At 51.0% G+C, this 25,318-nt stretch carries 16 protein-coding genes; 6 read left to right on the top strand and 10 right to left on the bottom strand.

Annotation, left to right across the window (positions count from 1 at the left end; translation table 11 throughout):
- Positions 1 to 142: 142 nt before the first annotated feature.
- Together V5T57_RS04330 and V5T57_RS04335 are read right to left on the bottom strand one after the other, a co-directional pair.
- The gene (locus V5T57_RS04330) at positions 143 to 2,788 is read right to left on the bottom strand and encodes an ABC transporter substrate-binding protein (RefSeq protein WP_332889938.1); all 2,646 of its coding nucleotides are present in this window, start codon (positions 2,786 to 2,788) and stop codon (positions 143 to 145) included.
- A gap of 280 nt (positions 2,789 to 3,068) precedes the next feature.
- A complete protein-coding gene (locus V5T57_RS04335) occupies positions 3,069 to 4,274 on the bottom strand; it encodes a pyridoxal phosphate-dependent aminotransferase (protein ID WP_332889939.1) in 1,206 nt (401 codons plus the stop codon).
- 104 nt (positions 4,275 to 4,378) lie between these two features.
- Between V5T57_RS04335 and uvrB the strand changes: the two genes are divergently transcribed.
- Positions 4,379 to 6,412 (top strand): excinuclease ABC subunit UvrB, encoded by a 2,034-nt coding sequence (gene uvrB / locus V5T57_RS04340; RefSeq protein WP_332889940.1) that lies wholly within the window; start codon positions 4,379 to 4,381, stop codon positions 6,410 to 6,412.
- 74 nt (positions 6,413 to 6,486) lie between these two features.
- On the opposite strand, the gene V5T57_RS04345 is transcribed toward uvrB, so the two are convergent.
- Together V5T57_RS04345 and V5T57_RS04350 are read right to left on the bottom strand one after the other, a co-directional pair.
- Complete coding sequence (locus tag V5T57_RS04345) at positions 6,487 to 7,002, bottom strand: chemotaxis protein CheD (RefSeq protein ID WP_332889941.1); 516 nt, start codon at positions 7,000 to 7,002, stop codon at positions 6,487 to 6,489.
- 3 nt (positions 7,003 to 7,005) lie between these two features.
- Positions 7,006 to 7,632: a hypothetical protein gene (locus tag V5T57_RS04350; protein ID WP_332889942.1), complete on the bottom strand. Its 627-nt coding sequence runs from the start codon at positions 7,630 to 7,632 to the stop codon at positions 7,006 to 7,008.
- A 392-nt stretch (positions 7,633 to 8,024) separates the two neighbouring features.
- Between V5T57_RS04350 and V5T57_RS04355 the strand changes: the two genes are divergently transcribed.
- From V5T57_RS04355 to V5T57_RS04375, 5 genes are all read left to right on the top strand, one after another.
- Positions 8,025 to 8,657: a TOL_0243 family YfiR-like periplasmic protein gene (locus V5T57_RS04355; protein ID WP_332889943.1), complete on the top strand. Its 633-nt coding sequence runs from the start codon at positions 8,025 to 8,027 to the stop codon at positions 8,655 to 8,657.
- Positions 8,654 to 10,576 carry an ATP-binding protein gene (locus V5T57_RS04360; RefSeq protein ID WP_332889944.1) on the top strand — a complete coding sequence of 641 codons (1,923 nt, stop codon included), beginning with the start codon at positions 8,654 to 8,656 and terminating at the stop codon, positions 10,574 to 10,576. Before V5T57_RS04355 ends, V5T57_RS04360 begins: the two co-directional genes overlap by 4 nt.
- The gene (locus tag V5T57_RS04365; protein WP_332889945.1) at positions 10,569 to 10,955 is read left to right on the top strand and encodes a response regulator; all 387 of its coding nucleotides are present in this window, start codon (positions 10,569 to 10,571) and stop codon (positions 10,953 to 10,955) included. The genes V5T57_RS04360 and V5T57_RS04365 overlap by 8 nt, the downstream gene beginning before the upstream one ends.
- On the top strand, positions 10,955 to 13,480 hold the full coding sequence (locus V5T57_RS04370; protein WP_332889946.1) for a response regulator: 2,526 nt from the start codon (positions 10,955 to 10,957) through the stop codon (positions 13,478 to 13,480). The genes V5T57_RS04365 and V5T57_RS04370 overlap by 1 nt, the downstream gene beginning before the upstream one ends.
- Positions 13,481 to 13,614: 134 nt before the next feature.
- Positions 13,615 to 15,774: a TonB-dependent receptor plug domain-containing protein gene (locus V5T57_RS04375; RefSeq protein ID WP_332889947.1), complete on the top strand. Its 2,160-nt coding sequence runs from the start codon at positions 13,615 to 13,617 to the stop codon at positions 15,772 to 15,774.
- A 19-nt stretch (positions 15,775 to 15,793) separates the two neighbouring features.
- On the opposite strand, the gene V5T57_RS04380 is transcribed toward V5T57_RS04375, so the two are convergent.
- The 6 genes from V5T57_RS04380 to V5T57_RS04405 all read right to left on the bottom strand — a co-directional run bounded on the left by V5T57_RS04380 (position 15,794) and on the right by V5T57_RS04405 (position 25,317).
- Positions 15,794 to 18,151, bottom strand: coding sequence for an ATP-binding protein (locus tag V5T57_RS04380; RefSeq protein ID WP_332889948.1), 2,358 nt, complete (start codon positions 18,149 to 18,151; stop codon positions 15,794 to 15,796).
- Positions 18,148 to 18,984 (bottom strand): substrate-binding periplasmic protein, encoded by an 837-nt coding sequence (locus V5T57_RS04385; RefSeq protein ID WP_332889949.1) that lies wholly within the window; start codon positions 18,982 to 18,984, stop codon positions 18,148 to 18,150. The genes V5T57_RS04380 and V5T57_RS04385 overlap by 4 nt, the downstream gene beginning before the upstream one ends.
- Before the next feature lie 248 nt (positions 18,985 to 19,232).
- Positions 19,233 to 19,391 (bottom strand): hypothetical protein, encoded by a 159-nt coding sequence (locus V5T57_RS04390; RefSeq protein WP_332889950.1) that lies wholly within the window; start codon positions 19,389 to 19,391, stop codon positions 19,233 to 19,235.
- A 71-nt stretch (positions 19,392 to 19,462) separates the two neighbouring features.
- The gene (locus V5T57_RS04395; protein WP_332889951.1) at positions 19,463 to 22,570 is read right to left on the bottom strand and encodes an efflux RND transporter permease subunit; all 3,108 of its coding nucleotides are present in this window, start codon (positions 22,568 to 22,570) and stop codon (positions 19,463 to 19,465) included.
- Positions 22,567 to 23,886: an efflux RND transporter periplasmic adaptor subunit gene (locus V5T57_RS04400; RefSeq protein WP_332889952.1), complete on the bottom strand. Its 1,320-nt coding sequence runs from the start codon at positions 23,884 to 23,886 to the stop codon at positions 22,567 to 22,569. Before V5T57_RS04400 ends, V5T57_RS04395 begins: the two co-directional genes overlap by 4 nt.
- Before the next feature lie 33 nt (positions 23,887 to 23,919).
- Positions 23,920 to 25,317, bottom strand: coding sequence for an ATP-binding protein (locus V5T57_RS04405; RefSeq protein WP_332889953.1), 1,398 nt, complete (start codon positions 25,315 to 25,317; stop codon positions 23,920 to 23,922).
- Position 25,318: the final 1 nt, after the last annotated feature.

The raw sequence follows: 25,318 nt of genomic DNA on the forward strand, positions 1-25,318 counted from the left end.
GAAGAACCCCGCTTTGGGCAATGGGGACAAAGGGGTAGTCCTGGTAGCCTGCTGAAGGGGGGGGAACGCACCTGTACCGGTCAGGCTGGGGTGGTGATGTGGTATCAATTCAGGCGTTGTATCGGGTTTGGTCGATACAACGTTAGCCGCCATAACGTAAAATGGTATCAAGCAAGCTGCGTTTACTGATGGGCTTGGTTAAATAAGCATTGCAGCCTGCCTTAAGGGCGAGCTGCTCATCCTGCTCCAATGTGTGGGCGGTTAGGGCCACAATCGGGATATGGGGTGTGCCCATGGAACGTTCCCAGTTGCGAATTTGACGGGTGGCTTCCAGGCCATCCATCTGCGGCATTTGAATATCCATAAGGATGAGGTCGTAGTTTTTGCCAGACTGGATCTGGTCCAGTGCCTGCTGCCCGTCGGTGACTTGCTCAACGTGGTGGGGGGTTTGGCTTAAAAATGCGGTGATCACCAGCGCATTGGAGTCGATATCTTCCGCCAGCAGGATAGAGCATGCACAGGGGCTAGATGGGGCAGGTTGGGGTGGCTCGTTACCTGCTGTTGTCTCATTCTCTGCTTCGTATGTGAGCAGGGGTAGGGTGAAGTTGAAGACACTGCCCTGGCTTAGCTTGCTCTCTACCCAGATTTTACCCCCTGCACGGTCAACCAGCTTTTTACATAAACAGAGACCTAAACCCATACCGCCAAAAGCTCGGGTTTGGCTGCCGTCAACCTGGGTGAATGGGGCGAAAATGGTCTGTTGTTGCTCAGGGGGAATCCCCAAACCCGTGTCCCAGACTGAAAAATGTATATGACAGGGGGCTGTTAGTGAGATCTGTAAAATGACCTCACCTTGCTCGGTAAACTTAAGCGCGTTATCCAGCAGATGATCTAAAATCTGTTGCCAGCGTTTGGGGTCCCCCATCACCTGCTCGGGCACGGCTGGATCAATACGGTGGAAGAGTGTTAACCCTTTATCCATGGCGCGTGAAAGATGACGCTGAATACAGGTGTGTGCCAGTGTTTGCAGGTCGATCGGGTTGTAATACATAAGCATGGTACCCGACTCAATCTGGGTAAGGTCTAAAATATCCTCTATAAGAGCCAGCAGATCCATGCCGGATTGGTTAATGACCGCAAGCTGTGTTTTCTGTTTTTCATGCATGGATGAGTCTAGGAGTACATCGGTCATGCCCAAAATGGCATTTAAAGGGGTGCGAATTTCATGGCTCATCACCGCTAAAAAAGCACTCTTTGCACGGTTGGCCTGCTCCGCCTGTTTCCGGGCATCTTCAAGCTGCTGCTGGGTCTTAATGCGCTCGGTTACATCATGAATAATGGCATAGAGGTGCCTCTGGTTCTGGATGGTGATGGGGCCAGAGTACATTTCAATATGACGGGTCTGCCCGGATGCTAACCGATGCTGGCAGTGTAGGGGGGATTGGGTGCTGCGACTGGCTTGAGACATCTCCTGTTCTATACGTGTGGGGTGAGAGAGGCTTAGATCATAAATTCTTAGTTGGCATAGGGCAGCATGGCTATACCCATAAAAGTGCTGGGCACTGGGGTTGGCATCTTCAATCTGCCCATTTTTGGGGTTGATTAATAGCTCCACAGCTTGGCTACCTTCAAAGAGGGCACGGTAGCGGGATTCACTCTCCTGTGCGGTTTCCAAAGCTTGTTTTAACTGCTGGTGGGTTTGATGTAGGGCAACATGCATGCTGCGCAAAGATAAATGCCGCCATAGGGCCAAGAGTAAGGTTGTGGCCAACAGGACCAGGACACCCGCCCAAAGTATATGCTGGATATCATAGGTATCGTGGTGTGTTGGGGGGGCATAAATAAAAGCGTCGAGATCTAGGGAACGATCAACAATGCCTAATGTTTGATAGGTCTCGGCAATACGTTGAATGCGCTCTGGGTTGATGTGCCCCAATGTCACCATATCCGGGAGTATGAGCTGTCGTAGAGTTTGGGCTTCATAGGTTAACTGTTGTGTGGATTTTTTGCTGGCATAGCGCTTTTGGATAAGCTCGATCATCTCATCCACATGGTTAAACGCGTACTGCCAACCTTTGAGGGATGCCCGCCTAAAGGCTGCGACCTGTTTGGGGTTGTCTTTTAAAAATGCCTGTGTAGTGAAAAGGCTATCTCCATAGAAATCGACCCCATAATCAAAGGGTTTTAGCATGTCGACAGCGATATTTTTGCTGTTAAATATAAAGGGTTGGTTGGCCATGCTGCCATTGATGACATCGATCTCGCCAGAGATCAGTTTTTCATTGGCGCGCCAATCCTTGGATAGAATGAACAGCTTTTTGGGATCAATACCTTCCTGTCGGAACATGGCCAAAAACTCAGCCAGTTCACTCCGGTTCAGCATTATTTTTTTTCCAATTAAATCAGCTGGTTTTGTAATGTTTTGGTCGGCTTTAAACATAAGAGCGCGGGTTGAGTGCTGGATGATCACGCTTAATAAGACCAAGGGCTTGCCATCAATGCGTTTTTTAATGAGTTCGGAAGCCAGGATGCCAAACTCAGCCCGTCCACTCAGCACCTCTTGATCCACCTGGATCTGAGGGCCTCCTTGGCGGATTTCAACCTCTAGCCCCTCTTCACGATAAAACCCCTTCTCCAGTGCCGCGTAATAGCCTGCAAACTGAAACTGGTGAAACCATTTGAGCTGTAACACCACATTCTGCTTGGCTAAGGCTGAGGTGGGTATGATACCAATCAACGCCAGGACAAGCGTCATACAAGAGAAAAGGTATGGTATACGCATCGGCATGACAAATGCTGATCCTCTTCAGTCACAAAGTTCTGCATTGGTGTGTTCTACCTCAACCTGTTGGTCCTCAGATCCTTAGATTAGGAATAAAGGTATAAGTTCTAGCCGGTGGCTTACCTGGGCATGGAGAGCAGGTTGGGTGTCGGGTGTAAGGGGATGGATGATGAGAGGTGGAAGGCGAGGGAGGGATGAGCTAAGTGGGGGTATGCGGGTGGGTAAAAAAAAGGGTGTGTCCATGGGGACACACCCTTTTCTACGATAAAAAGCTTAACCGTATGGTTTAGCTGTTTAGCTGTTTAGCGACTTTTTCAATGCGATCCATAGCTTTAACCAGATCTTCCATGCTGGTGGCATAGGAGAGACGCAGGTAAGGGTCTAGACCAAAGGCCACACCTGGAACCACAGCTACGCCCTCAGCTTCCAGCATCCAGGAGGCCAATGCTACAGTATCTTTTAGGTCGGTGCCATCTGGTGCTTTTTTACCAACCAGGCCCGCAACATTGGGGTACACATAGAAAGCACCCTCTGGGGTCAGGCAGCTTACACCAGGCATGGCGTTAAGACGGCCAACCACATAGTCACGGCGCTCTTTAAAGGCTTTGAGCATAGGCTCAACACAATCCTGAGGTCCGGTGATCGCTTCCAAAGCGCCTTTCATGGCGAAAGAGGTTGCGTTGGAGGTGCTTTGCCCCTGGATCTTGGCCATGGCTTTAATGACATCTGCGGGACCGACGGCATAACCAATACGCCAACCGGTCATGGAGTAGGCTTTGGCCACACCATTAAGAATAACGGTGCGATCTTGCAGATCAGGTGCAACCTTGACCAGCGTGGCGAACTCAAAACCGTCATAGACAATTTTTTCATAGATGTCGTCACTGATCACCCAGACATGAGGATGCTTACGCAGAACCTCCGCAATGGCTTTCAGCTCGGCAATACTATAGGCATTGCCTGTGGGGTTGGAAGGGGAGTTGATCACCACAAATTTGGTGCGTGAGGTGATGGCACCTTCCAGCTCAGCTGGGGTTAGTTTAAAGCCATTGCTCTCTTGGGTGTTGACGATGACAGGCGTACCATCGGCCAGCAATGTCATGTCAGGGTAGGAGACCCAATAAGGGGCTGGAATGATAACCTCATCCCCTTCATTCAGCGTAGCTTGTGCCAAATTGAAGAAGGCTTGTTTACCACCCACGGTAACCACGGTGTTATCCGCAGTGTAGTCACAGCCTGTCTCATCCACATATTTTTTGGCGATGGCGGTGCGCAGCTCTGGCATGCCTGCAACGGCGACATATTTGGTGTAGCCTTCATTCAAGGCTTCGATAGCCGCTTGTTTAATGTGATCGGGCGTGTCAAAGTCGGGCTCGCCGGAACCGAGGCCAATAACATCACGTCCGGCTGCCTTAAGCTCTTTGGCCTTGGCAGTTACTGCCAATGTCGCAGAGGGTTTAACCTTGGCAACACGATTCGACAAAATACCCATGATTCACGAAACTCCTATACGTTATAAGAAGATGACCCGCCCTTTATACGCTTACTGTCATGCGCTTTCAACACCCATGTTGGTAACAGAAGTGGAGCTTTCCCATGCGTGCTGATCTTGCTCGCTTTGATCTGGTTTCTGAGTATGAACCCCAGGGGGATCAGCCACAGGCGATTGAACAGCTTGTGGATGGTTTGGAAGAAAACCTAAAAGATCAGGTTCTGCTTGGGGTTACCGGTTCTGGTAAGACCTTTACCATGGCCAATGTTATCGAGCGCTCTGGCCGCCCCGCAATCATTTTGGCCCACAACAAAACCCTGGCGGGGCAGTTGTATGGCGAGATGAAAGCCTTTTTTCCAAATAATGCGGTGGAATATTTTGTCTCTTATTATGACTACTACCAGCCTGAAGCCTATGTCCCCCGTACCGATACCTTCATTGAGAAGGATAGCTCCATCAATGAACAGATTGACCGTATGCGCCATGCTGCAACCCGTGCCCTGCTTACCCGGCGGGATGTCATCATTGTCGCGTCGGTCTCCTGTATTTACGGTTTAGGTTCGCCAGAGTCTTATGAAGCGATGTCTTTGGAGCTGGAGGTGGACCAGGAGATCGAGCAACGTGAGATCATTCGTAAGCTGGTGGCCATGCAGTATCAGCGCAATGATATCGATTTTCAGCGGGGTACTTTCCGGGTTCGGGGGGATACCCTTGAAATTTTTCCTGCCCATGAGGATGCCCGTGCGATCCGGGTTGAGCTGTTTGGGGATTTGGTGGATCGTATCAGTGAAGTCGATCCATTAACGGGGGAGAACTATGGCGCGGCGCCCAGTGCGGCATTTTTTCCGGCCAGTCACTATGTGACCCAGCGTTCCACCATCGTACAAGCTCTGGAGGGCATTAAAACAGAGCTTAAAAGTCGGTTGGAGGATTTCCACAAACATGGCCACTTACTGGAAGCCCAGCGTCTGGAAAACCGAACCCGCCAGGATCTGGAAATGTTGCAGGAGTTGGGTTACTGCACAGGTATTGAGAACTACAGCCGCTTTTTAACCGGACGCAAACCTGGCGCACCCCCGCCCACACTGTTTGAATATCTCCCTGAAGATGCGTTGCTGTTTGTGGATGAGAGTCATGTGACCATCTCACAGGTACGGGCAATGTATCGGGGGGACCGTTCACGAAAAAGCACCTTGGTGGAGTATGGGTTCCGTCTACCTTCGGCCATGGATAACCGTCCTTTACAATTTGAAGAGTGGGAGGATATGCGTCCCCACACCATTCATGTCTCCGCGACCCCAGCTCAATGGGAACTGGACCAGGCCGATGGACGGGTGGTTGAGCAGATTATTCGTCCTACGGGTCTGATCGATCCTGAGGTTGAAATACGGCCTGTGGAGCATCAAGTTGATGATCTGATCCATGAGATCAAAAAGGTTATTACCCATGGTCATCGTATTCTGGCCACCACCTTAACCAAGCGTATGGCGGAAGATTTAACCGACTATTTGGTGGATCTGGATATCAAAGTGCGTTATCTGCACTCGGATATCGATACCATTGAGCGTATGGAAATTATTCGTGATCTACGCTTGGGTGAGTTTGATGTGTTGATTGGTATTAACCTGTTACGGGAGGGGCTGGATATTCCTGAGGTGGGTTTGGTGGCGATCTTAGATGCTGATAAAGAGGGCTTTTTGCGTTCAGAAACCTCCTTGGTACAGACCATTGGCCGGGCGGCCCGAAACGTGGACGGTCGGGTCATCCTTTATGCCGATAAGCGAACCGGTTCAATCGAACGGGCGTTGGCGGAGACGGATCGGCGCCGGGCCATACAGATCCGCTACAATGAAGAGCATGGCATTATACCCCAGTCCGTTCGACGTGAGGTGTCGGATGTTATGGGAGAGATGATGGAGACGGGCTCGGCATCTGGTGCCAAAGGGCGGGGGAAAAAGGGGAAAGGTCAGGCCAAGTCCCAAGTGGATCGTATGCAACCCCTGGCTGGAAAAGCGTTGGAAAAACGCATTAAAGAGCTGGAAAAAGAGATGCATGATGCCGCTTCAGATCTGAACTTTGAACAGGCGGCTCTCTTCCGTGATCAAATCCTTGAACTGGAGAAAACGGCACTGCTGTAACGAAGGTACTGACCTATGGGGCCGATTAGGTGGGCTGAAGTCGCCGAGTTATGGGTCAAAATAGGGTGGTGACCTTAGCTCTGTTCGTTGGGCAGCATGCCGCCACGCTTCATGAAAACTTCTCCGGTTTTGGTATCAAAGAGTAGGGTGCGGCTCTGGCTGCCACCGACATCTGAGCTCACCAGATGCAGGCCTTCAAGGTTAAGAATATCCATGGCTGTCTGTATGTTGCGCAACCCAACCGTAATTAAGCTGGGGCCTGCTTTTTTATCAAACATATTGGAGCCGCCAAAAAGTTTGGCCTCCACATTTTCATCCTTAAAGCCCATCTCACGGAACAGTCGGATCATAAAGGTCAGGGTACTATCCATGTAGTGGGTGTCGTCATCCCGAAGTAGGGTTGCGGCATCCAGATCATGCCCACAGTTGGGTAACCGTGCATGGCAGATGGCCCCCATGGGGCGAGGACCCTTATGGTAAAGCGTGACAGAGACACAAGAGCCAAGAATGGTACGTACTTTTGCATGGCGAAAGCCGATAAAGAGCTCTCCTGGGCCTAGATTCATATCGCTGGATGGGCGTTTTTGCATGGGTTAGCCCTCGGCCCGAGCCAAAATGGTTTGGTACCGCTCGGTGAGATCCGGCAGTAAGGCGGCATCAAACAGCAGGTGGAGTTGGCCCTCCAGTTCAATGTTGGGCATGGTATACGCAATTTCCAAACAGAGACAGTTGTTGCTGGCTGGGCAGGCGAGCCCTTGGGCACCCAGGTCATGGTTCTCAAAACAGATACGTTCCTGGCGAACGGTTACCCCAAGCAGATCAGAGACACTCCCCATACAGGTTGAGACAAAAAGATCCATCACCGTACGGTAGACATCCCGGCTGGGTTCATCCAGCTCATGGGTGTTGGTCGCCTCACCATAGAGGCGGGCGATCAGCCGGTTCACCCGTTCGGGGCTGGCCAGTAGGGTGACCATGGTGGGGATAGAGTGGTTACCGAAATCAATTTGATAGTGAAACGCCAGTTGAACGGTAAAAGAGGACAGTTCTTCTGGGGTGTGGTGGGTTGCCGGTTGCTCTGGGCTGAGTAGCTTGGCATCTGAGATCTGAAAGAGAACTTCATCATCTACCATGCGACTCAGGGTGTCAGCCGAGCGGCCAATGCCGATATTGAACAGCTCTTTTAGTAGATCCAGCTCAAAGGTCCAGGAGGTTGCCATGGCCACCCTATTTGGTTGTGTATCACCATTTATGTCGCGAAGAGAAACGATCTGTTCACCATGACATATTTTCAGGGGTGGGTTAAAGCCTCTTTTTAAGCAACGGGCCGGTTGGCGTGGTTTCTTCATCGCTTATGACAGGTTGGTTGCTAGGGTTGAAGAATGCAGCCAACCATGTGGTGTTGTCTCTCTCGTTCCTCTATTGAGGTGAGGGGGTAAACTCCACACTTTATTCTACAGTCTTGGTGGTGGGTAAAGTGCTATTCATAGAGATATAGAAGTGTTAGTCTTTTTGACAGGTTCTGTTGTAGATAGGGCGGTTGTTGTTGGAGTAAAGCATCAAATACTTTGACGATTATGGCTATAAACTGCAAAAGGTATGTACGGAAAAAATGAGGTCTGGTAATCCGCATTCCAGCAGTATGGTGCTGGCCAAGCTGCGGCACGGTATGGGCCATATGTTGAAATGGTTCATACCGGTTTTGGTGCTCTTAGTGTGTGCCGAGGGTTCCATGGCCCGTGCCCGACCGTTAAGTAAAGCCAAGCAGGTCGAGTATAAAGTCAAAGCCGCTTATATCTATAATTTTCTTCGTTTTATTGACTTTCCCCACGCCAGCCTTAAAAAAGATGCCGAGCAGATCCAGATCTGTTTAATCGGTACAGACCCTTTTGGGCGCATGATTGACCCCATTGAGCGGCATAAGGCCAAAGGTAAGGCACTGAAGGTGGTGCGTGCAGAGGACCTGCAGCATCTTCAGCGATGTTCTGTGGTCTTTGTGGGGCGTTCTGGCCAGTGGCCTTTGCAGCAGGCCCTTACCACATTACGTCATTCGGGCATTCTAACTGTGAGTGATCAGCCCCGTTTTGCCGCCCAGGGTGGGGTCATTGGTTTTATTATCAAACGGGATAAGGTGCGTCTGCAGGTTAATTTGGATTCCGCCCGGCGCGAAGGGCTGAAAATAAGCGCCAAATTGCTGGAAATTGCAGATATTGTACGTGACTCCAGATCGGGAGGGGCACCATGAAGTCGCTCTCTACCCTGCCGATTAAATGGAAGCTGGTGGTCATGATCATGGCCGTGTCCCTACTGGGCCTGCTTATTTCAGGTGCTGCTTTTGTTGTGTTAAACAAGCAGGCCGTTGATCGGGCTATGACCGAAGAGCTGCGGGTGTTGGCCAAGGTTATTGGGGATCGAAGTACCGCCGCACTTGCTTTTGATGATCAGCGCCTGGGCCAGGAGAATTTGGCCGCACTGAGTGCAGAAAGCGCCATCTTAAGTGCGTGTCTGTATGGTTCTGATCAACGGACCTTCGCCCACTACTATCGGGATGCGCAAAACGCACCACGCTGTAACACCCTCTCTACAGTTGCGGGTGTTCATCACACCGATGTGAGTATAGAGGTGGTGCTGCCCATTGAAGTAGAGGGCACCCCTGTTGGGCGTATCGCCATCTACTCAGGTCTACAAAAACTACATGGGCAGTTTTTAAATCTGCTGATTGCAGCAGCCATTATTATTCTATTGACGGTTGTTGCGGCTTTTCCGCTCTCCTTTTTACTGCAAAGGTTGATTTCAGAACCGGCCTCCCAATTGGTGGATACCGCCAGCCGTATTGCCAAAGATCAAGATTACTCCTTACGGGTACCTCAACGTAGTGAAGATGAGTTTGGACGGTTGGCCGAAGCCTTTAACAGCATGGTGGCCACCATTGAAACTCAGGATCGCTCTTTGCGATTGGATCTGACCGAGCGCCAGCGTAATGAAAGAGAGCTACGGCACCTGCGTAATATGCTCTCTAACATTATTGACTCCATGCCCTCGATGTTGGTCGGGGTAGATCTGGAGGGTCGGGTTACCCAGTGGAACCATAAAGCGGCGGTGCTAACCGGGCGTCCCGCTGAGCAGGTGTTGGGTTTTCCCTTAAAAGAGGCTTTCCCGGAAATGATGGGAGAGTGGGATAAAATTAAACGGGCCATGGCGGAGAATGAGATTCAGAAGGACGCCAAGGTCGCTTGTCTCTTGGGCAAGGCACAACGTTTTTCCGATATTGTCATCTTTCCTTTGGTGGGGAGCCGTGTGCAGGGGGCGGTGATTCGGGTGGATGATGTGACCGACCGGGTGCAGATTGAAGAGATGATGATCCAGTCGGAAAAAATGCTCTCAGTGGGTGGGCTGGCTGCTGGCATGGCCCATGAGATTAATAATCCTCTGGCCGGTATTCTGCAGAATATTCAGGTGATGGAACTACGGCTTAACCCGGACTCTCCTCGCAATCAAAAAGTGGCCGCCCAGTGTGGTTTGGAAATGGACCCTCTAGACCACTACCTCAAGGAGCGTGGCGTGCCTGAAATGATGGCATCGGTGCTGGAGTCTGGTAAGCGGGCCGCCCGTATTGTGGAGAATATGCTCAGCTTTAGCCGCAAGAGTGAGTCTAGCTTTTATCCCCATAATTTGGCTGAACTGATGGACCAAACCATTGAGTTGGCGGCCAATGATTATGATCTGAAGAAGAAGTATGACTTCCGTAAAATTGAGATGGTCCGACACTATGCCGATGATCTGCCTGAGGTTCCCTGTGACGGCACTAAAATTCAGCAGGTGGTTTTGAATCTGCTAAAAAATGGTGCCCAAGCCATGGCCATGGCCGGTACCACCCAGGCCCCCTGTTTTACCTTGCGCCTTTATACGGAGAATCAATCGGTCTGTATTGAGGTGGAGGATAATGGACCCGGGATGGAAGAGTCGGTACGCAGCCGGGTGTTTGAACCCTTTTATACCACCAAAGAGGTGGGCGTAGGGACGGGGCTAGGGCTGTCGGTCTCCTACTTTATTATCACCGAAAACCATGGTGGTAGTATGTCGGTTGAGTCGGTCAAAGGGCAGGGGTCCTGCTTTATTGTACGTCTTCCACTGCCTGAGCCTGTGGGAGAGGGTGATGGATAAATGGGAAAATCGGCATGTGCTGGTGGTGGATGATGAAGCTTCTATCCGCTTTAGTTTGGCTGCCTTTCTTGAAGAGTATGATTTTCTGGTCACCACAGCACAGAGTGCTGAAGAGGCTTTGACCCTATGTGAAACCACACACTTTGCGGTGGCTGTGGTCGACCTGAGGTTGCCAGGGATCAATGGCGATCAGTTTATTATTCAGGCTCAAGAGCGCTGGCCCGTTATGCGGTTTATTATCCATACCGGTTCGGTGGATTATCAGCTTTCGGATGTCTTGCAGGGATTGGGCATGACCAAAAACCAGCTTTTTTTCAAGCCGCTTAATGATCTGCATGCCCTGGTTCAAGGGATTGAACCCTTATTGGAGAAGGCATAATGTCTCAGGAGCCTGAACAGGAACCTCTGGTTTTAACCATTGATGACGAAAAAGCGATTCGTATTAGCATTCGTATGTTCCTAGAAGAGTTTGGCTATCAGGTTATTGAGGCCACCAATGGCCAAGAGGGGTTGGAAGTTTTTGATCGCATGCAGCCGGATCTGGTGTTGGTGGACCTGCGTATGCCTGTGATGAATGGCTTACAGGTTTTGGCTGGTATACGGGAGCGTTCTCCCCAAACGCCTGTCGTGGTGATCTCAGGAACCGGTGCGGTGGGTGATGTGGTTGAAGCCTTAAGATTAGGGGCTTGGGACTACCTGCTTAAACCGATACAGGACATGATGGTTTTAGAACATACCGCCAGTACCGTTTTGGAGCGTGCGCGCCTGTTGCGGGAAAATCAGGAACATCACGCTCAGTTAAAGATAGAAGTTGCCCAACAGACCCAGGCGCTTAAAGCCGCCAATGACTCCCTAACCACACTCAATCAGCGACTGCAGGCTGTGGTTAAGTCGGCACACACCCTTTCAGCCTGTGATACGGTTTCCCATTTTGGTCAGCAAATGTTGATGGAGTTTAGTCAGCATATGCAGGTTAAAGGGGGGAGCTTTTATCGCATGAACGGGGATCAGTTGGTACGGGTGGCGGTGTTGGATGGCGCACATGCCCCCTCCAACCTACCCATGCCTAAGGGTAGAGATACGGTTTTTGGTCAGGCTTTATATGAGAAGCAGCCGGTTTTAATGGCCGATATCGGCCAACATCCGCAGGTAACAGGTAGTGGTTGGGCGGGATATGTCAACGGCTCTCTATTGGTTTTTCCGCTGCTTAATCGCAGCCATGAGGTGGTTGGTCTGGTCGCACTGCATGACAAAATAGATGCCCCATTTATCTCACAGGATATGGAGGTTGGATTATTGTTGGCCTCCTACAGTTGTGAGGTCATGCAGACCATCCGTCAGAAGGAGCAGGTGCAAGCCAGACAGCAGCAGTTTACCTCTCTAGCTGAAGCAGCCCAGGATGCCATTATCACGACCGATGATCAGGGGTTGATCACATTTTGGAACCGAGCGGCTCAAAATCTGTTTCATTATCGGGCTCAGGATGTTGTGGGGCAGCCTATTGAGCAACTGCTTGCAGCGGATCAGCAGGGGCATGCCAAGGCGCTGGCGGATGCCATTAACACAGCCCAAGGTGCCTTGTTGGACCATGTGGTTGAGATGCAAGGGGTGACAAAAATGGGGGTGGTTTTCCCCATGGCGCTCTCTCTGGCCACATGGTTGCAGGAGCAGCGTCGCTATTTCTCCGTCATGATCCGGGATATCACCCAGCGTAAACAGGCTGAAGAGAAATTATTGGCGGCTAAAGAGGCGGCAGATGCAGCCAATGAGGCCAAAAGCCAATTTTTAGCCGTGATGAGCCATGAGATGCGCACACCCCTTAATGCGGTTTTGGGAATGGGCGAAATGCTGGCACAGAGTACGCTTAACCCCAAGCAGCAGGAGTGGCTGAATATTCTGATTCGATCTGGCCAAGGTTTGCTGGCTCTGATTAGCGATATTCTGGATATGCGCACCATTGAAGCGGGTCGTATTACCCTAGATAGTCAGGGGGTTGTGCTTCAGCAGTTGGTTGATGAATCTCTGGAGGTCCAAGCGCATGGGGCTGGGGCTAAAGAGGTCGCTATAACCTCTATGTTGGATCCCCCCCTGCCCAAAACCATTTGTTGTGATTCAAAGCGGTTACGCCAGATCTTACTGAACTTGCTCGGTAATGCCATTAAGTTTACCGAGGCGGGGGGGACGGTTGCTTTATCTGTTAAGAACCAGGCCGGCTCAACCCTGCGTTTTGACGTGCAAGATAGTGGAATTGGTATTGCAGAAGAGCAGCAGAGTCAGATTTTCAACCCCTTTTTCCAGGTGGACAGCTCGATTACCCGCCAATATGGAGGGAGTGGTCTGGGTCTAGCCATTAGCCAGCAGTTGGTGCAGAGCATGGCGGGGCGCATCGGTGTGCAATCCACGCCGGGGGTGGGGAGTCAGTTTTGGTTTGAGATTCCGCTTCAAACACCCCCAGCAGGGCCTCAACTGGAGCCTGAACATACCCGGAAAATCACGGAAGTGGTGGCGCCAAAAACAAATCCTCTGCCCGGTCGATCCATCTTAATCGCTGAAGATGCGGAAGATAACCGTCTGCTTATCAAGGCATACTTTAAGGGCAGTGCGCATCAGATAACCCTTGTGGAGGATGGGCATGCGGCTTTTGAAGCATTTAAGCAGGCATCGTTTGATCTGGTCTTAATGGATATTCAAATGCCCGTCATGGACGGTTTGCAGGCCACGGAACAGATTCGTCATTGGGAGCAGCAGCAAGGGTGTGAGGCAACTCCCATTGTGGCGCTCACAGCGCATGCCATGCGTGGAGATGAACAACAGTCGTTATTGGCAGGGTGTGATGCCCATATTACCAAACCCATACGTAAGGCCACATTAATGCAAGTTGTTACCGAACAGTGTAAGGAATAAGGTATGCCATATATCCGTATTAATTGATGTTAGTTAACTGCTTGTGCGTTCTGAAAAAAATTGATTTTCACCAATGATTTGTGTGGTATAGTGGAGTCTACCTAGCGTGTTGTAATCTATGGGAGAGGGCTTTCATGGTGAGGCGCACCATCATACGGAGTACGGCAGCTGTCCTATTTATGGGATACTCCTCTGTACTGTTGGCATCACCAGCCCAGGAGGAGTTTGATCCTTTTGCACTCTCCCTCTCCGAACTGGCGGATGTGGCCATTGTGACCATTGCCACAGGTCTGCCGACGGCGTTGGCCGAATCCCCCGCTGTAACCAGTATTATTACTGCCGAAGAGATCCAGGCTATGGGGGCGACCCATCTGGATGAAGTGCTCGAACGTATTCCAGGTCTGCATGTTGCCCCCTCAGACGTACTGCTTAGCCCCCTTTACTCTTTCCGGGGTATCCATACCGATCAGAACCCGCAAGTCTTAATGTTGGTGGATGGGCGTAAAGTTCACAACACCAGTAACGATGCCCGACCCCGGCAATTTAAACTGCCTATTACGATGATCTCACGTATTGAGGTGATCCGTGGGCCGGGTTCTGCGGTGTATGGGGCCGACGCTTTTGCGGGTGTGATCAATATTATCACCAAAAGTCCGGAGGATGTTAAGGGCACACAGTATGGTATGCGCCTTGGCTCGTTCAAAACCCGTGAAGCCTGGTTACAGACCGGCGGTAAACTGGCAGGGTTTGCCACCGCATTGACCATGGAGTGGCATGAGACCGCTGGGGACCGGGACCGTACCATCAGCAGTGATCTGCAAACAACCCTGGACGGTATCAATGGTAGCAATGCCTCTTTAGCACCAGGTTCTCTGAACACCCGCTATCACCTTGCTAACATGCACCTGACCTTGCAAAAGGAGAATTGGGAACTCAAGCTGTGGCATTGGAAAAACTATGATGTCGGGACGGGCCAAGGTGTGGCCAAAGCGTTGGATCCTGAAGGCAGTTGGAACCAAAAACTGTTGCGGGCTAACTTAACCTACCAGAACAGCGATCTGTGGGATGATTGGGATCTCACGGCCCATTTGGATTTTCAATATTTTCGTGGTGAGGCCAAGCCCTGGATTCTTTTTCCAGCCGGTACCATCCTCGCCATTGGTACCGATGGTAATGTTGGGGGTACAGCCCCAACCGGTTTGGTTACCTTTACCGATGGCTATATCGGCAACCCTGTGACAAAGCAGCGGGTTAGTAGCTTTGAAACCGTGGGTGTTTATAAGGGCTTTGATAACCACCGGGTTCGGCTGGCGGCAGGGTTGGAGTATCAGGACTCCAACCATTTTGCTACGCAGAACTTTGGTCCTGGTATTATCGACGGTACGGTTTCTCCCATCGATGGCACCCTGACAGCAGCCAATAGCAACAGTGTTTATCTGCCGGATGTCATACGCAAGGTGTGGCATGGCTCTGTTCAGGATGAGTGGGCCTTTACCAACGATTGGTCCCTGACCAGTGGTTTGCGCTTGGATTATATCTCCGATGTCGGGGCAACACTTAATCCACGAACCGCCTTGGTCTGGAAAACCCGGCCAGATCTAACCTCCAAACTGCTTTATGCGCATGCCTTCCGGGCGCCTTCCCTTAATGAGCTCTATACCATGAACAATCCGGTCTCCATTGGTAATCCTTCGGTGGAGCCAGAGACCATTCGTACCTTGGAGCTGGCCTTTAACTATCAACCTACGCCTGCGTTGAGTATGGATTTGAACCTCTACGGGTATCGGGCTAAGGATTTGATTGAGCATGTACAGGATAGTGGTGCGACGACCAAGACCTATCAAAATGCGCGAGATCAGAATGGACATGGCCTGGAGTGGGAGGGCCGTTGGCAGCTGCGGGAAGATTTTCAACTAACCGCGAACTATGCTTGGCAGCACTCGGAAGATGCACAGAGTGGGGCACGCATTGCGGCAGCACCTGGTATGCAGGGGTTTGTTGGGGCGACATGGGATTTTAAAACCCATTGGAAGCTCTATACCGAACTGCATTGGATTGGTGATCGGGCCAGAGATACGGATGACAGCCGCCCAGAGATGAAAGATACACTCTTGGTCAACTTGGCATTAAAACGTGTCAAGATTATGAAAGCTTTGGATTTTGGCTTGTTGATCCGCAATGTATTTAACCATCGCTACTATGAACCCAGCGATGGTGTGATTGCCGATGATTATCCCATGCCTAGTCGAAGTATTATGTTGGAACTGAAGTATCATTGGGACGCCAGCCAATAGAGAGGGCTCGACCCTTGTTTTAGGATGGCTCAGATAGCGCCTCTTGCAGGGCTTGGAGTAGGGCCTGCTTTTTGATGGGCTTGGTCAGGTGTTGGTGACAGCCAGCTTCCAGACTGCGTTCCGTCTCTCCCTTAAGAGCATGGGCGCTTAGTGCCAATATGGGTATGGGTTGTCGTTGTTGCTGATGCTCCCAATTTCGGATGGCCCGTGTGGCACTTAACCCATCCATAACGGGCATTTGTATATCCATTAAGACCAAGTCGTAGCGCTTTTCTTGGAAATATGTGACCGCTTCAGCCCCGTTATTGGCCACGTCAATGGTATAGGGGCTCCCCTTTAAAAAAGCTTTGAGCAACACTTGGTTATCTTCGGAATCCTCAGCAAGTAGAATATGGCCAGGGCGGGCTTTACCAACGGTTAAGGTCCGTGCCTGATGCTGCTGAGCATAGGTTGTATCCAGATGGTGTAAGGGCAGTTCAAACCAGAATGTACTCCCTTCATCGGGTTGGCTTTGTACGCTTAAGGTACCCCCCAACATATCCACCAGCTGTGTGGATATGGTTAACCCCAAGCCAGAACCGCCATGCTTACGGGTAATGCTGACATCCGCCTGGGTAAACTTATCAAAGATAACCTGCTGACGATCTTCGGGTATGCCCACACCACTATCCACCACGGCAAAGTACAGAGAGGTCTCTTTATGGTGATGAAGCTGTAGCGTGACATGACCTTTGCCGGTAAATTTAATGGCATTGCCCAGCAGGTTAATTAAGATCTGCCGAAGCCGTATGGGATCGGTAATCCACTGCTCAGGTAGCTGCGTTTGGTCTGGAAAGTTTAAGGTTAACCCTTTGTCATGGGCGCTTTGCTCAAACAGTTCATAGAGGTCCTGTAAAAAACGGGGCAGATTAAGCGGGTAGGGTTCTAACGTCAGTTGGCCTGCTTCAATTCGAGACAAATCCAAAATATCATCGATCAGATCCAATAGACTATTGCCAGCCCGCAGTTGGCGGTTAAGAAATTTCTTCTGCTCCCCATTTAAGCCTGACTCATGCAGTAACTCCCCCATCCCCAACACCACATTCATCGGGGTGCGTAGTTCATGGCTCATGGTGGCCAAAAAGGCACTCTTTGCATGGTTGGATGCTTCCGCCTGTTCTTTGGCTTGCCGCAGGGTTTGCTCCGCTTGTTTTTGTTGAGTGATATCCAAAAAGCTCCAGACCCGACCTTTTATTTGATGATGAACCACCAGTGGACGGCTACTACGTTGAAAATAGCGTCCATCCTTAAAAATGAGTAGATCATTATCCAGCCGATCCGAGGCATAAAGATCCTCGACCTGATTTAAAAAAAGATCAGGGTTGGTCAATTGTGATGCCACCGCTTGTAGTAGGGTCGGGCTGTAACCACTGGCCATCACATCGTCAGGAATACGCCACATGGCTTGAAAACGGGCATTGGCATGTAAAACATGACGTTGATCGTCCACGACCAAGATACCCTCCTCAATGGACTCCATCGTCGCGGTTAAACTCTCCTGTTGAATGGAAAGTGAAGCCGCCGTCTGTTGATGCTCCAGGACCTCCTCCTCCATGGATTGATTCACCTCTTCCAGGCGGCGGGTGCGTTCGGCTACCCGTGCTTCCAGCTCCGAGCGATGGTGCCGTGCATCCTGTATGTACCGGTGTAGCTCGGCCCGGTTAAGATTAATGCCTTCAATCAACTCATCGAGTTCATCAGGCCAACGATCACCCGGACTACGCGCAATGGATACAGGGGTCTCCAGATTCGTGACATGATCATCGGGGTGTATGTCGCTGGTATATTGAACCAGTTTGGCCAGACGGTTGGTGATCAGCCAGCTGACCAATAACAGAATAAAAAGGGAGGTTAAAAAGGTTTTAACCGCTTGGGTGCCCAAAACAAGAATAAGACGTTCAACCATATCTTGGTTAATACGCGCCAGATCCATGGTGATGTGTAGTGTGCCGACGGCCACCGACTCCCCTTGGAACTGGGTGGTTAGGGCAAAGTGCCGAATCAGTGCGGTGTTATCAGTTTTAGGTTGGCCAAAAATGAGAGACTGTTTCTCTTCATTCTCCACCACCACAGCTATAACACCTGGCAGTCCAAGTATGCCCTCTGCCTGGAGTTTAAGCTGATCATCATCTACCACCCAGAGACTGTGGATAAGGCCAGGTAGGCGGCTTTCCTGGATCATACTCAATTGCTCTTCATACGCCTGTAGATCACGATCATACTCTAGATAGAGTTGTAACCCCGAGATCAGCAGGGTGAGCATGCCACTCAGCAACAGAATACCCAGCAGGAGTTTGACCCCTAACCGGGGGCGTCTATGTCGCCATAGCGTGTTCATGGTAGGGTTGGGCTTTGCAGATACCGATCCAGCAGTTCTTGCTGCTGCCCAGTACGCTTCATCTGTGTAATGGCCTGTTCTAACACCCCATATAGTTCTTCTGAATACGGTAGGTTACGGCTGACCATCATATGGAACCCTGTCGGTTTAACCCAGTGGGGGCGCTTCCAGGCCAGATTGGCTTGTTCTAACTGTTTAGGATCCAGTTGTCCCAACCCGCGTAAAATTTCATAAAAACCAAGCAAAATGTCACACCGGCCCGCCTGCAATCGACGGCGGAGTTGCGCGAAGGTTTTAGTGGCCATATCCACATGGCTGTTCTCAATGCCAAATGGGGTGTAGTTGTAGCCGTGTTGGCCGCAAACCTTAAAGGCGAGCAGATCTTTGGGGGTATGAATTTCAGGATGGTTTGGAAAGCGTTTCTGTGAGTAAAAAATCAACCCATGAATTTGGTAATAAGGTTGGGTGATCCGATAGTTGGCGGCACGCTCGGGGTTAATGGAGGCATCCATTAACATATGGTAGCGCTTACCCTGGGTAACCCACTTTTGGCAGCGTGCCCAGGGGATTAAGTCCATGGTGAAGTTTAGATGTTTAGGGGTGACCATGGTATTAAGATAATCAACCGAGTAGCCTGCACTCTCTTTGCTTTTTTCCCCATTCATATCCTTCTTAAAATAGGCAAAGGGGGGCCACTCGGCGCCATCGTTACAGACACGAATGGATTGGCCTGCCAGCAGGGGTTGGGCCAAACTTGGTGCGGGTAGGCCCAAGAGGGTCAGCCAGGTGAGGAGTAGGCCAAGGGGGATGATACGTGTGTAGCATTGAACCATGTGGTGCACTCCCCAACGTCCACCCGATATGGGTGATGGATTATCTGACTTTTTGACATTCCGCAGGTCAGTTTACACCAGCAAATCCCAAAAACCTAGAAAAGCAGGATTGTCTGTTGGGGGCTTTTAGTTATAAAGGGTTTCTAGCCAATCATGATTAATCGGTTAACTCTAAAAGGCTCCCCATTTTTTTGGTGGGGTGGTCGGGCATGTCAATCCTCTTCCCCCTTATAGCTGGAGGGTGGTTTTTAGGCTGTTTTTTTGCCCAAATCCCGATCTCGATGCTGTTTGGCTTTCCACCATAAATAGATGACCAGAGCAAGCGCAGCGCAGGTATAGAGTGTAAAAATGAGTTGCCCTGCCCAGTAGACAAGGTAGCCGATGATAAAAAGTGCGACATAGATCATGGATGTGTTGCGCCTTAAATAAACCAGAGCCCTATCATGTCGTATGGCACTGGCTTGTATGGTTTATAACGTTAGGGTGCTTCTGGTCTCTCCCCATGCAGCTTATCCAGTTTTCCATAATCGTCCAAGATACAGTAAACAGCAGGTACCACAAACAGAGCGGCCACCGTGGCAACCGCCAGACCAAAGGCCAAACTGGTGGCTAAGGGGATTAAAATCTGAGCTTGAAGGCTCTTTTCCATCAACAGCGGCATAAGACCCGCCACAGTGGTGATGGAGGTGAGAAGAATAGGGCGGAACCTGGCCCGTCCCGCCTGTTTGGCGGCAACTAGGGTAGGAACACCGGCTTCTCGCTGTTCACGAATAAAGACGACCAACAAGATCGAGTCATTTACCACCACCCCAAATAAGGAGGCCATACCCACAATGCTGGGCATGGTTAAATCCAGCCCCATCAACATGTGCCCAACGATGACACCAATAAATGCGGTGGGAATAACCAGCATAACTGTTAATGGTGCCAAGTAACCCCGGAACTGTAGCGCCAGAAGCATATAGACACCGATCATGCCCAGCAGTACATTGCGCATAATGGATTTGCCGGTTTTGGCCGACTCTTTACCCTGGCCTTGGGGGTCGAAGGAAATATCGGGATAACGCGCCAATAAATCAGGTATGAATTGGCTCTTGGCCAAGCCCATAATTTCCTGAGCATTGGCCAAGCTGCGGTCAACATCGCCCTGAATGGTAATGGCGCGCTGGCCATCTACCCGGTGAATTCTAGCCCAACCTCGGACCGGTTGCAGATCGGCAACCACAGATAAGGGGATTAAGGCACCATTTTGACCGACCAGGGTAAAGTTATCCAAATCCGCTGGGCTGGTGCGGTCACTTGCGGTCAGCCGGAGATCCACCTCATAGGATTCAGCCCCCACAGGAAATTCGTCCACGGTAATGCCTTGGAAGGCACCACGCAGTTGCTCTGCTACCGTTTGGGCCTCTACACCAAGCACCCCAGCACTGGGTTTTAAATGCAGGCGGTACTCTCTTTTACCGGGGCGCAGATCATCACTCAGGTCTACCACCCCTACGTAGCGACCCAACCACTGCTGGAGTTCGTTGGACGCCAACTTTAAACGGTCTAGGTCCGCCCCAATGAGGCGCATATCGATGGCCCGTCCCCCCGGCCCGATGGTGGGTTCGGTAAATTTAAGGGCAATGACATCGGGTATCTCTCCCACAGCTTGCCGCCAAGCGGTGGTAAAATCATCCAGTGCTGTGCCACGGATCTCGGCGCCTAACAGGTCGGTAATGATACGGGCAACGTGGGGGCCACTTTCATAGGCATCGGGATTTTGCCCAAAAATGACGGAGATGTGCTGAATGAGATCTTGTTTCTGCGGCTGTTCTGGCTTGAAACGTTGGTTGATTTTTAGTGCAGCCTGTTGCAACTGTTCAACAATCTGCTCGGTTCGGGCCAGGGGGGTGCCTTGAGGTAAAAGAATACGTGCCTCAACCACATCACCATCCAGATCGGGAAAGGGTACAAATTTCAGCAAACCACCCGCAGGCATGGCCACAGCGATAATCAATAGCATGAAGACAAGGCCAACCGTTAGATAGCGCTCTTCGACCGCACGGTCCAGCCATGGACCAAACCAGCGGTCCCGTAGCTGGTCAAAGGATTGTTCAAACCAACGGCGAAAGCGGCTGGGCTTCCGTGTCGACATATGGCTTAGGGCGTGGCCCAAATGGTTGGGTAATACCCAAAAAGCCTCCAGCAGACTCACTGAGATCACCAAAATCAAGACCAAAGGCATGATACGTAGGATCTGACCCATCTCCCCGGTAATAAAAACCAATGAGCCAAAGACCAGCAGTGTGGTCATGAAAGAGGAGAGAATACCGGGCAGTACCTGTTTAACCCCTTCTACAGCGGCTTGCATGGGTTGGTCGCCACGGTTCATGCGGGCTGCAATGTTCTCTGCAATCACAATGGCATCATCCATTAATAGGCCAACACCAATGAGTAGTCCGACCATGGAGATCATATTCACCGTGACCCCAACCAGGGGTAGCAGAAAAAAAGCACCGAGAAATGAGATGGGTAGGCCCATGGTGACCCAAAAACTGTAGCGAAAACTGAAAAAGAGCCACAGCACCAAAAAAACCAAAACCAAGCCCTGAAAACCATTGCGAACCAGCATATCCAGACGGTCCTGCACCACCGAGGCACGATCTTGGCTCAAAGTAAGGGTAATACCAGCCGGTAAGGGCTCTGTTTGAACAAAGTTGGCAATGGTTGCCCGAACTTGCAGGGTGTCTTGGGCACGGGTTTTGGAGATGTTCAGTACGGCAGCTCGTTTACCGTCAAAGAGAATTTTCTCTTCATTCTGGTCAAAACGGTCGGTAATGGTGGCAATTTCTCCCAAGCGAATGGCAGCCCCGCTTTGGCCGGAGATCACCACCAGTTTTTCAAAAGCGGCCACCCCTTTGTGTTGGTCGTCTAGGCGTAGTAGAAAATCCTCCTGCCCACCTTCCAGGCGGCCAACCGGACTGCCTACACTGCGACGTTGAATCGCCTGAGCCACATCAGCGGCAGACAGCCCATATTGACGGAGACGCCAAGGGGGAATTTCAATACGGATGTGATGGTCGGAAAATCCATCAATACTCACCTCCGCAACATGTTCCAATGACTGAATACGGTCTTTCAATTGCTCGGCGTAGGCTTTGAGTGCAACGGGCTCCTGCGGCCCGGTCACGGCAATAGAAATGACCTGTTCGGTGCGGGCAAGTTCTTGTACTACAGGGAGCTCGGCAGAGTCTGGAAAATCATCAATGGCATCTACATTGGCATTAATATCATCCAAAAAGCGCATCATATTGGCGCCTTCTCGCATAAGCACGGTAGCGGTACCCACACCTTCTCGGGCGTCACAACGCAGCTCATCCAGGTCGGTTATGCCTTCCAACCCATCCTCTAAGCGACGGCAGATGGCATCCTCAACCTCATCGGCAGTCGCCCCTGGGTAGACCACTTTGACTTCAACTTTATCATTCTTAATTTCAGGAAAGGTCTCGCGCTGTAGGCCGGGTAGTGTGACCAAACCCAGAATGATAAAGACAGCCATCAGTAGGTTTGCAGCTGTGGGGTGGCGGGCAAACCAAGCGATCATGGTTGCTCTCCAGCGTGCAGTTGTTGATTAAGCTTAACATCCATCACCGGTTTTAAAGCCATACCTGCAACGGCGGGCACCAGGTCAGAAACCACAACCCGATCCCCCGCTTCAAGGCCTTGACCAATAATGGTGCGCTCACCTTGATGAAAGAGCACCTTAACAGGTTGTATACGTAGGCGGTGGTCTTGGTCGAGCACATGAACAACGTTTCCACGTAGCGCCGAACGGGGAATAACCAACCGGTCTGTTTGGGGTTTGCCCTCTACAACGACTTGTAAAAACATGCCTTTGGATAAAGGCGGGCGGTAGCCAGGAATGATTTTTTTATAGGGTGCGTCCACAGCCACCACCACCCCCATGGTTCGGGTCTGTGGGTCGACACCATCACTAAAGCGTACAAAACGGGCATCCCATTGGGCGGTATGGTTGCCCATATCCAAACGTACCACAGGTTTTAACCCTGTGAGTGTTGGTAAGTCTTTATGTCCTAGAGGGATATCTTGCCCTTGAATATCCTTTCGCCCTATAAACAGACGGCGTAGGTTTGACATGGCAACCTGAGCCTCAATTTCAACCCGTTCGACACCATCCCCTTCAAAAAGGGTTTGGCCACTACTGATGGTTTGATCTTTCTCCACCGCCAGACTGGATACTCTAAGGGTATAGGGGGCGCGTATCTCAGTATGGGCCAGGTTACGTTTGGCTTGGTCCGCTTTGGCGGCCAAGAGTTTACGTTGGGTAGGGATCAGGGCCAGGGAGTTTTGTAAATTTTGAACCGAGCCTTGTACGCTTAGGGTGGCCCGCTCTGCATCGTCTAAACTATTCTGAGAGATGGTCTTTTGGGCCAGCAAGGTGCGTTTACGGGCCAGATCTTTTTTAGTCAGCGCCAAGTTGCGTTGTTCAATGACCAAAGAGGCTCGGGTGTTGCGCTCCTGTACGGAAAGTTCAGACAGTTCCGCATTGGCTTGGGCAAGAGCCAGTTCATAATCAACTGGGTCAATGCGAACCAGTAGGGTCTCTTTGGGTAGAATTTCCCCATCCTTGAGCCGATCATGTAGATAGACGACCCGCCCGGAGACTTGCGGGATTGCACGCCATACTCGGGCGGGCTCGGCAGGTCCATAACCCTCGGCTGTTGGGGTCAGTGTTAGGCGGGGGACTTCGATTATCCGCACACTGGTTATTGGCTCTTGGCGTTCGATCTGGCTGGGGGGCTGTTTGCCTTTAACCACCCAGATCATGATAAGAACCCCCAATACAATCGGTGGTAAGATGCGTAGTTTGCGCCATATTGAAGGGGGCTGGTTAGGCATGGATTGGACTCCAGTTTAGTAATTTATGGCGCTTTACGCAGTTGGTGATAAGGGTAGGGTCAGGGTAACAACAAGCCCGCCTTGTTCATGGTTATGGGCGGCGATGGTACCCTGGTGTTCACCCATAATACGTTGGGCAATGGCCAACCCTAAACCATAGCCACCACTCTCCCGCTCTCGGGCTTCACTCATACGAAAGAATGGTTTGAAAATTTTCTGCAAAGCCTCTTCAGAGACCCCTTTGCCAAAATCCCTAATGGTGATCACGGCCTTTTGATCGTGCTGGCGCAGTGTCAGTTCCACGGTATGCCCTTCCGGTGTATGTCGCAGAGCATTGCGCATGACATTTTCTACCGCTGAGTGCAGGGCCTCTGGGTTGGCTTTGACCAAGAGCTCACCGGGGCTGGTCAGGGTCACGCGGCGCCCCGTGGGGGTGCCTTCTAAAGTGACATCCTGGCCAATGCTGGTGAGTAAGCCGTGCAGGTCTACCAACCCCTCTAACGCCATGGGTGTACCGGCTTGGGGGCGTGACAAAGTTAGGATCTCATGGATTAAACGATCCAGCCGCTCCATTTCCCGCGTTACAATGGTCAGATTTTTTTCATCATGGGGTCTCCGGCTGGCCAGCTCCAGAGCTACTCCCATACGGGCCAATGGCGAGCGTAGTTCATGAGAGATATCGATCATAAGGCGTTTTTGCCCATCAAACAGTGCTTCTAGACGTTCAGCCATATGGTTGAAGTGATCAACCAATAGGCTTAGCTCATCAGGAATACGCAGCCCAGGCGGGTGGCACCTGGCTTGTAGATCCCCTTCTGCCAGTTTAACGGCTGCCATCTTCAAGCGTCGGATAGGGCCGGTAAAGTGCAGGGTGAGCAGTAGGACCGCGATCAAGCTATACAGAGCTATGCCAAACAGAACCCAACGGTTCTCCTTTAAAATGTGGGAGATGTGCGGTCGCCTAGGTGAGACGATTAAGCCATATACCTGTTGCTTAGGGCTGAGGATATACCAGATGATGGGTGGGGGTATGGGGTGTTCTTGCAGGCGAATACGTTCCAGAGCCGGGGTTTGTGCTTGTATCTTGGTCGCATCATAGCGCTTATAGGCTTGTTCGGGCTTCCAGCGATGGAGAATAAAGCGCTGTACAAAATGCGGGATATCGCGCTCCAATATATCCTGTTTATGGGAGGTTATAGCATAGATCCATGGATTCATAGGGTGCTGTTCTAGTTCATCTTTAAAAGCCTCAACCCCTTGGAACGCCAATGTGTGTCCTAATTCCATGCGGGCTTTGGCCAGTTGATCCATTTGATCATGAAAGCGATTTTCAACATCCCCCCGGATCTGAAAAGCCAACCAAGCGGTCATGCCGCCCATTAAGAGCAGGGTTAACCAAAAGCCAATAAAGAGTTTAAGGAAAATACGCACG

Origin of the sequence: Magnetococcus sp. PR-3 (assembly GCF_036689865.1) — a bacterium.
Taxonomy (GTDB): domain Bacteria; phylum Pseudomonadota; class Magnetococcia; order Magnetococcales; family Magnetococcaceae; genus Magnetococcus.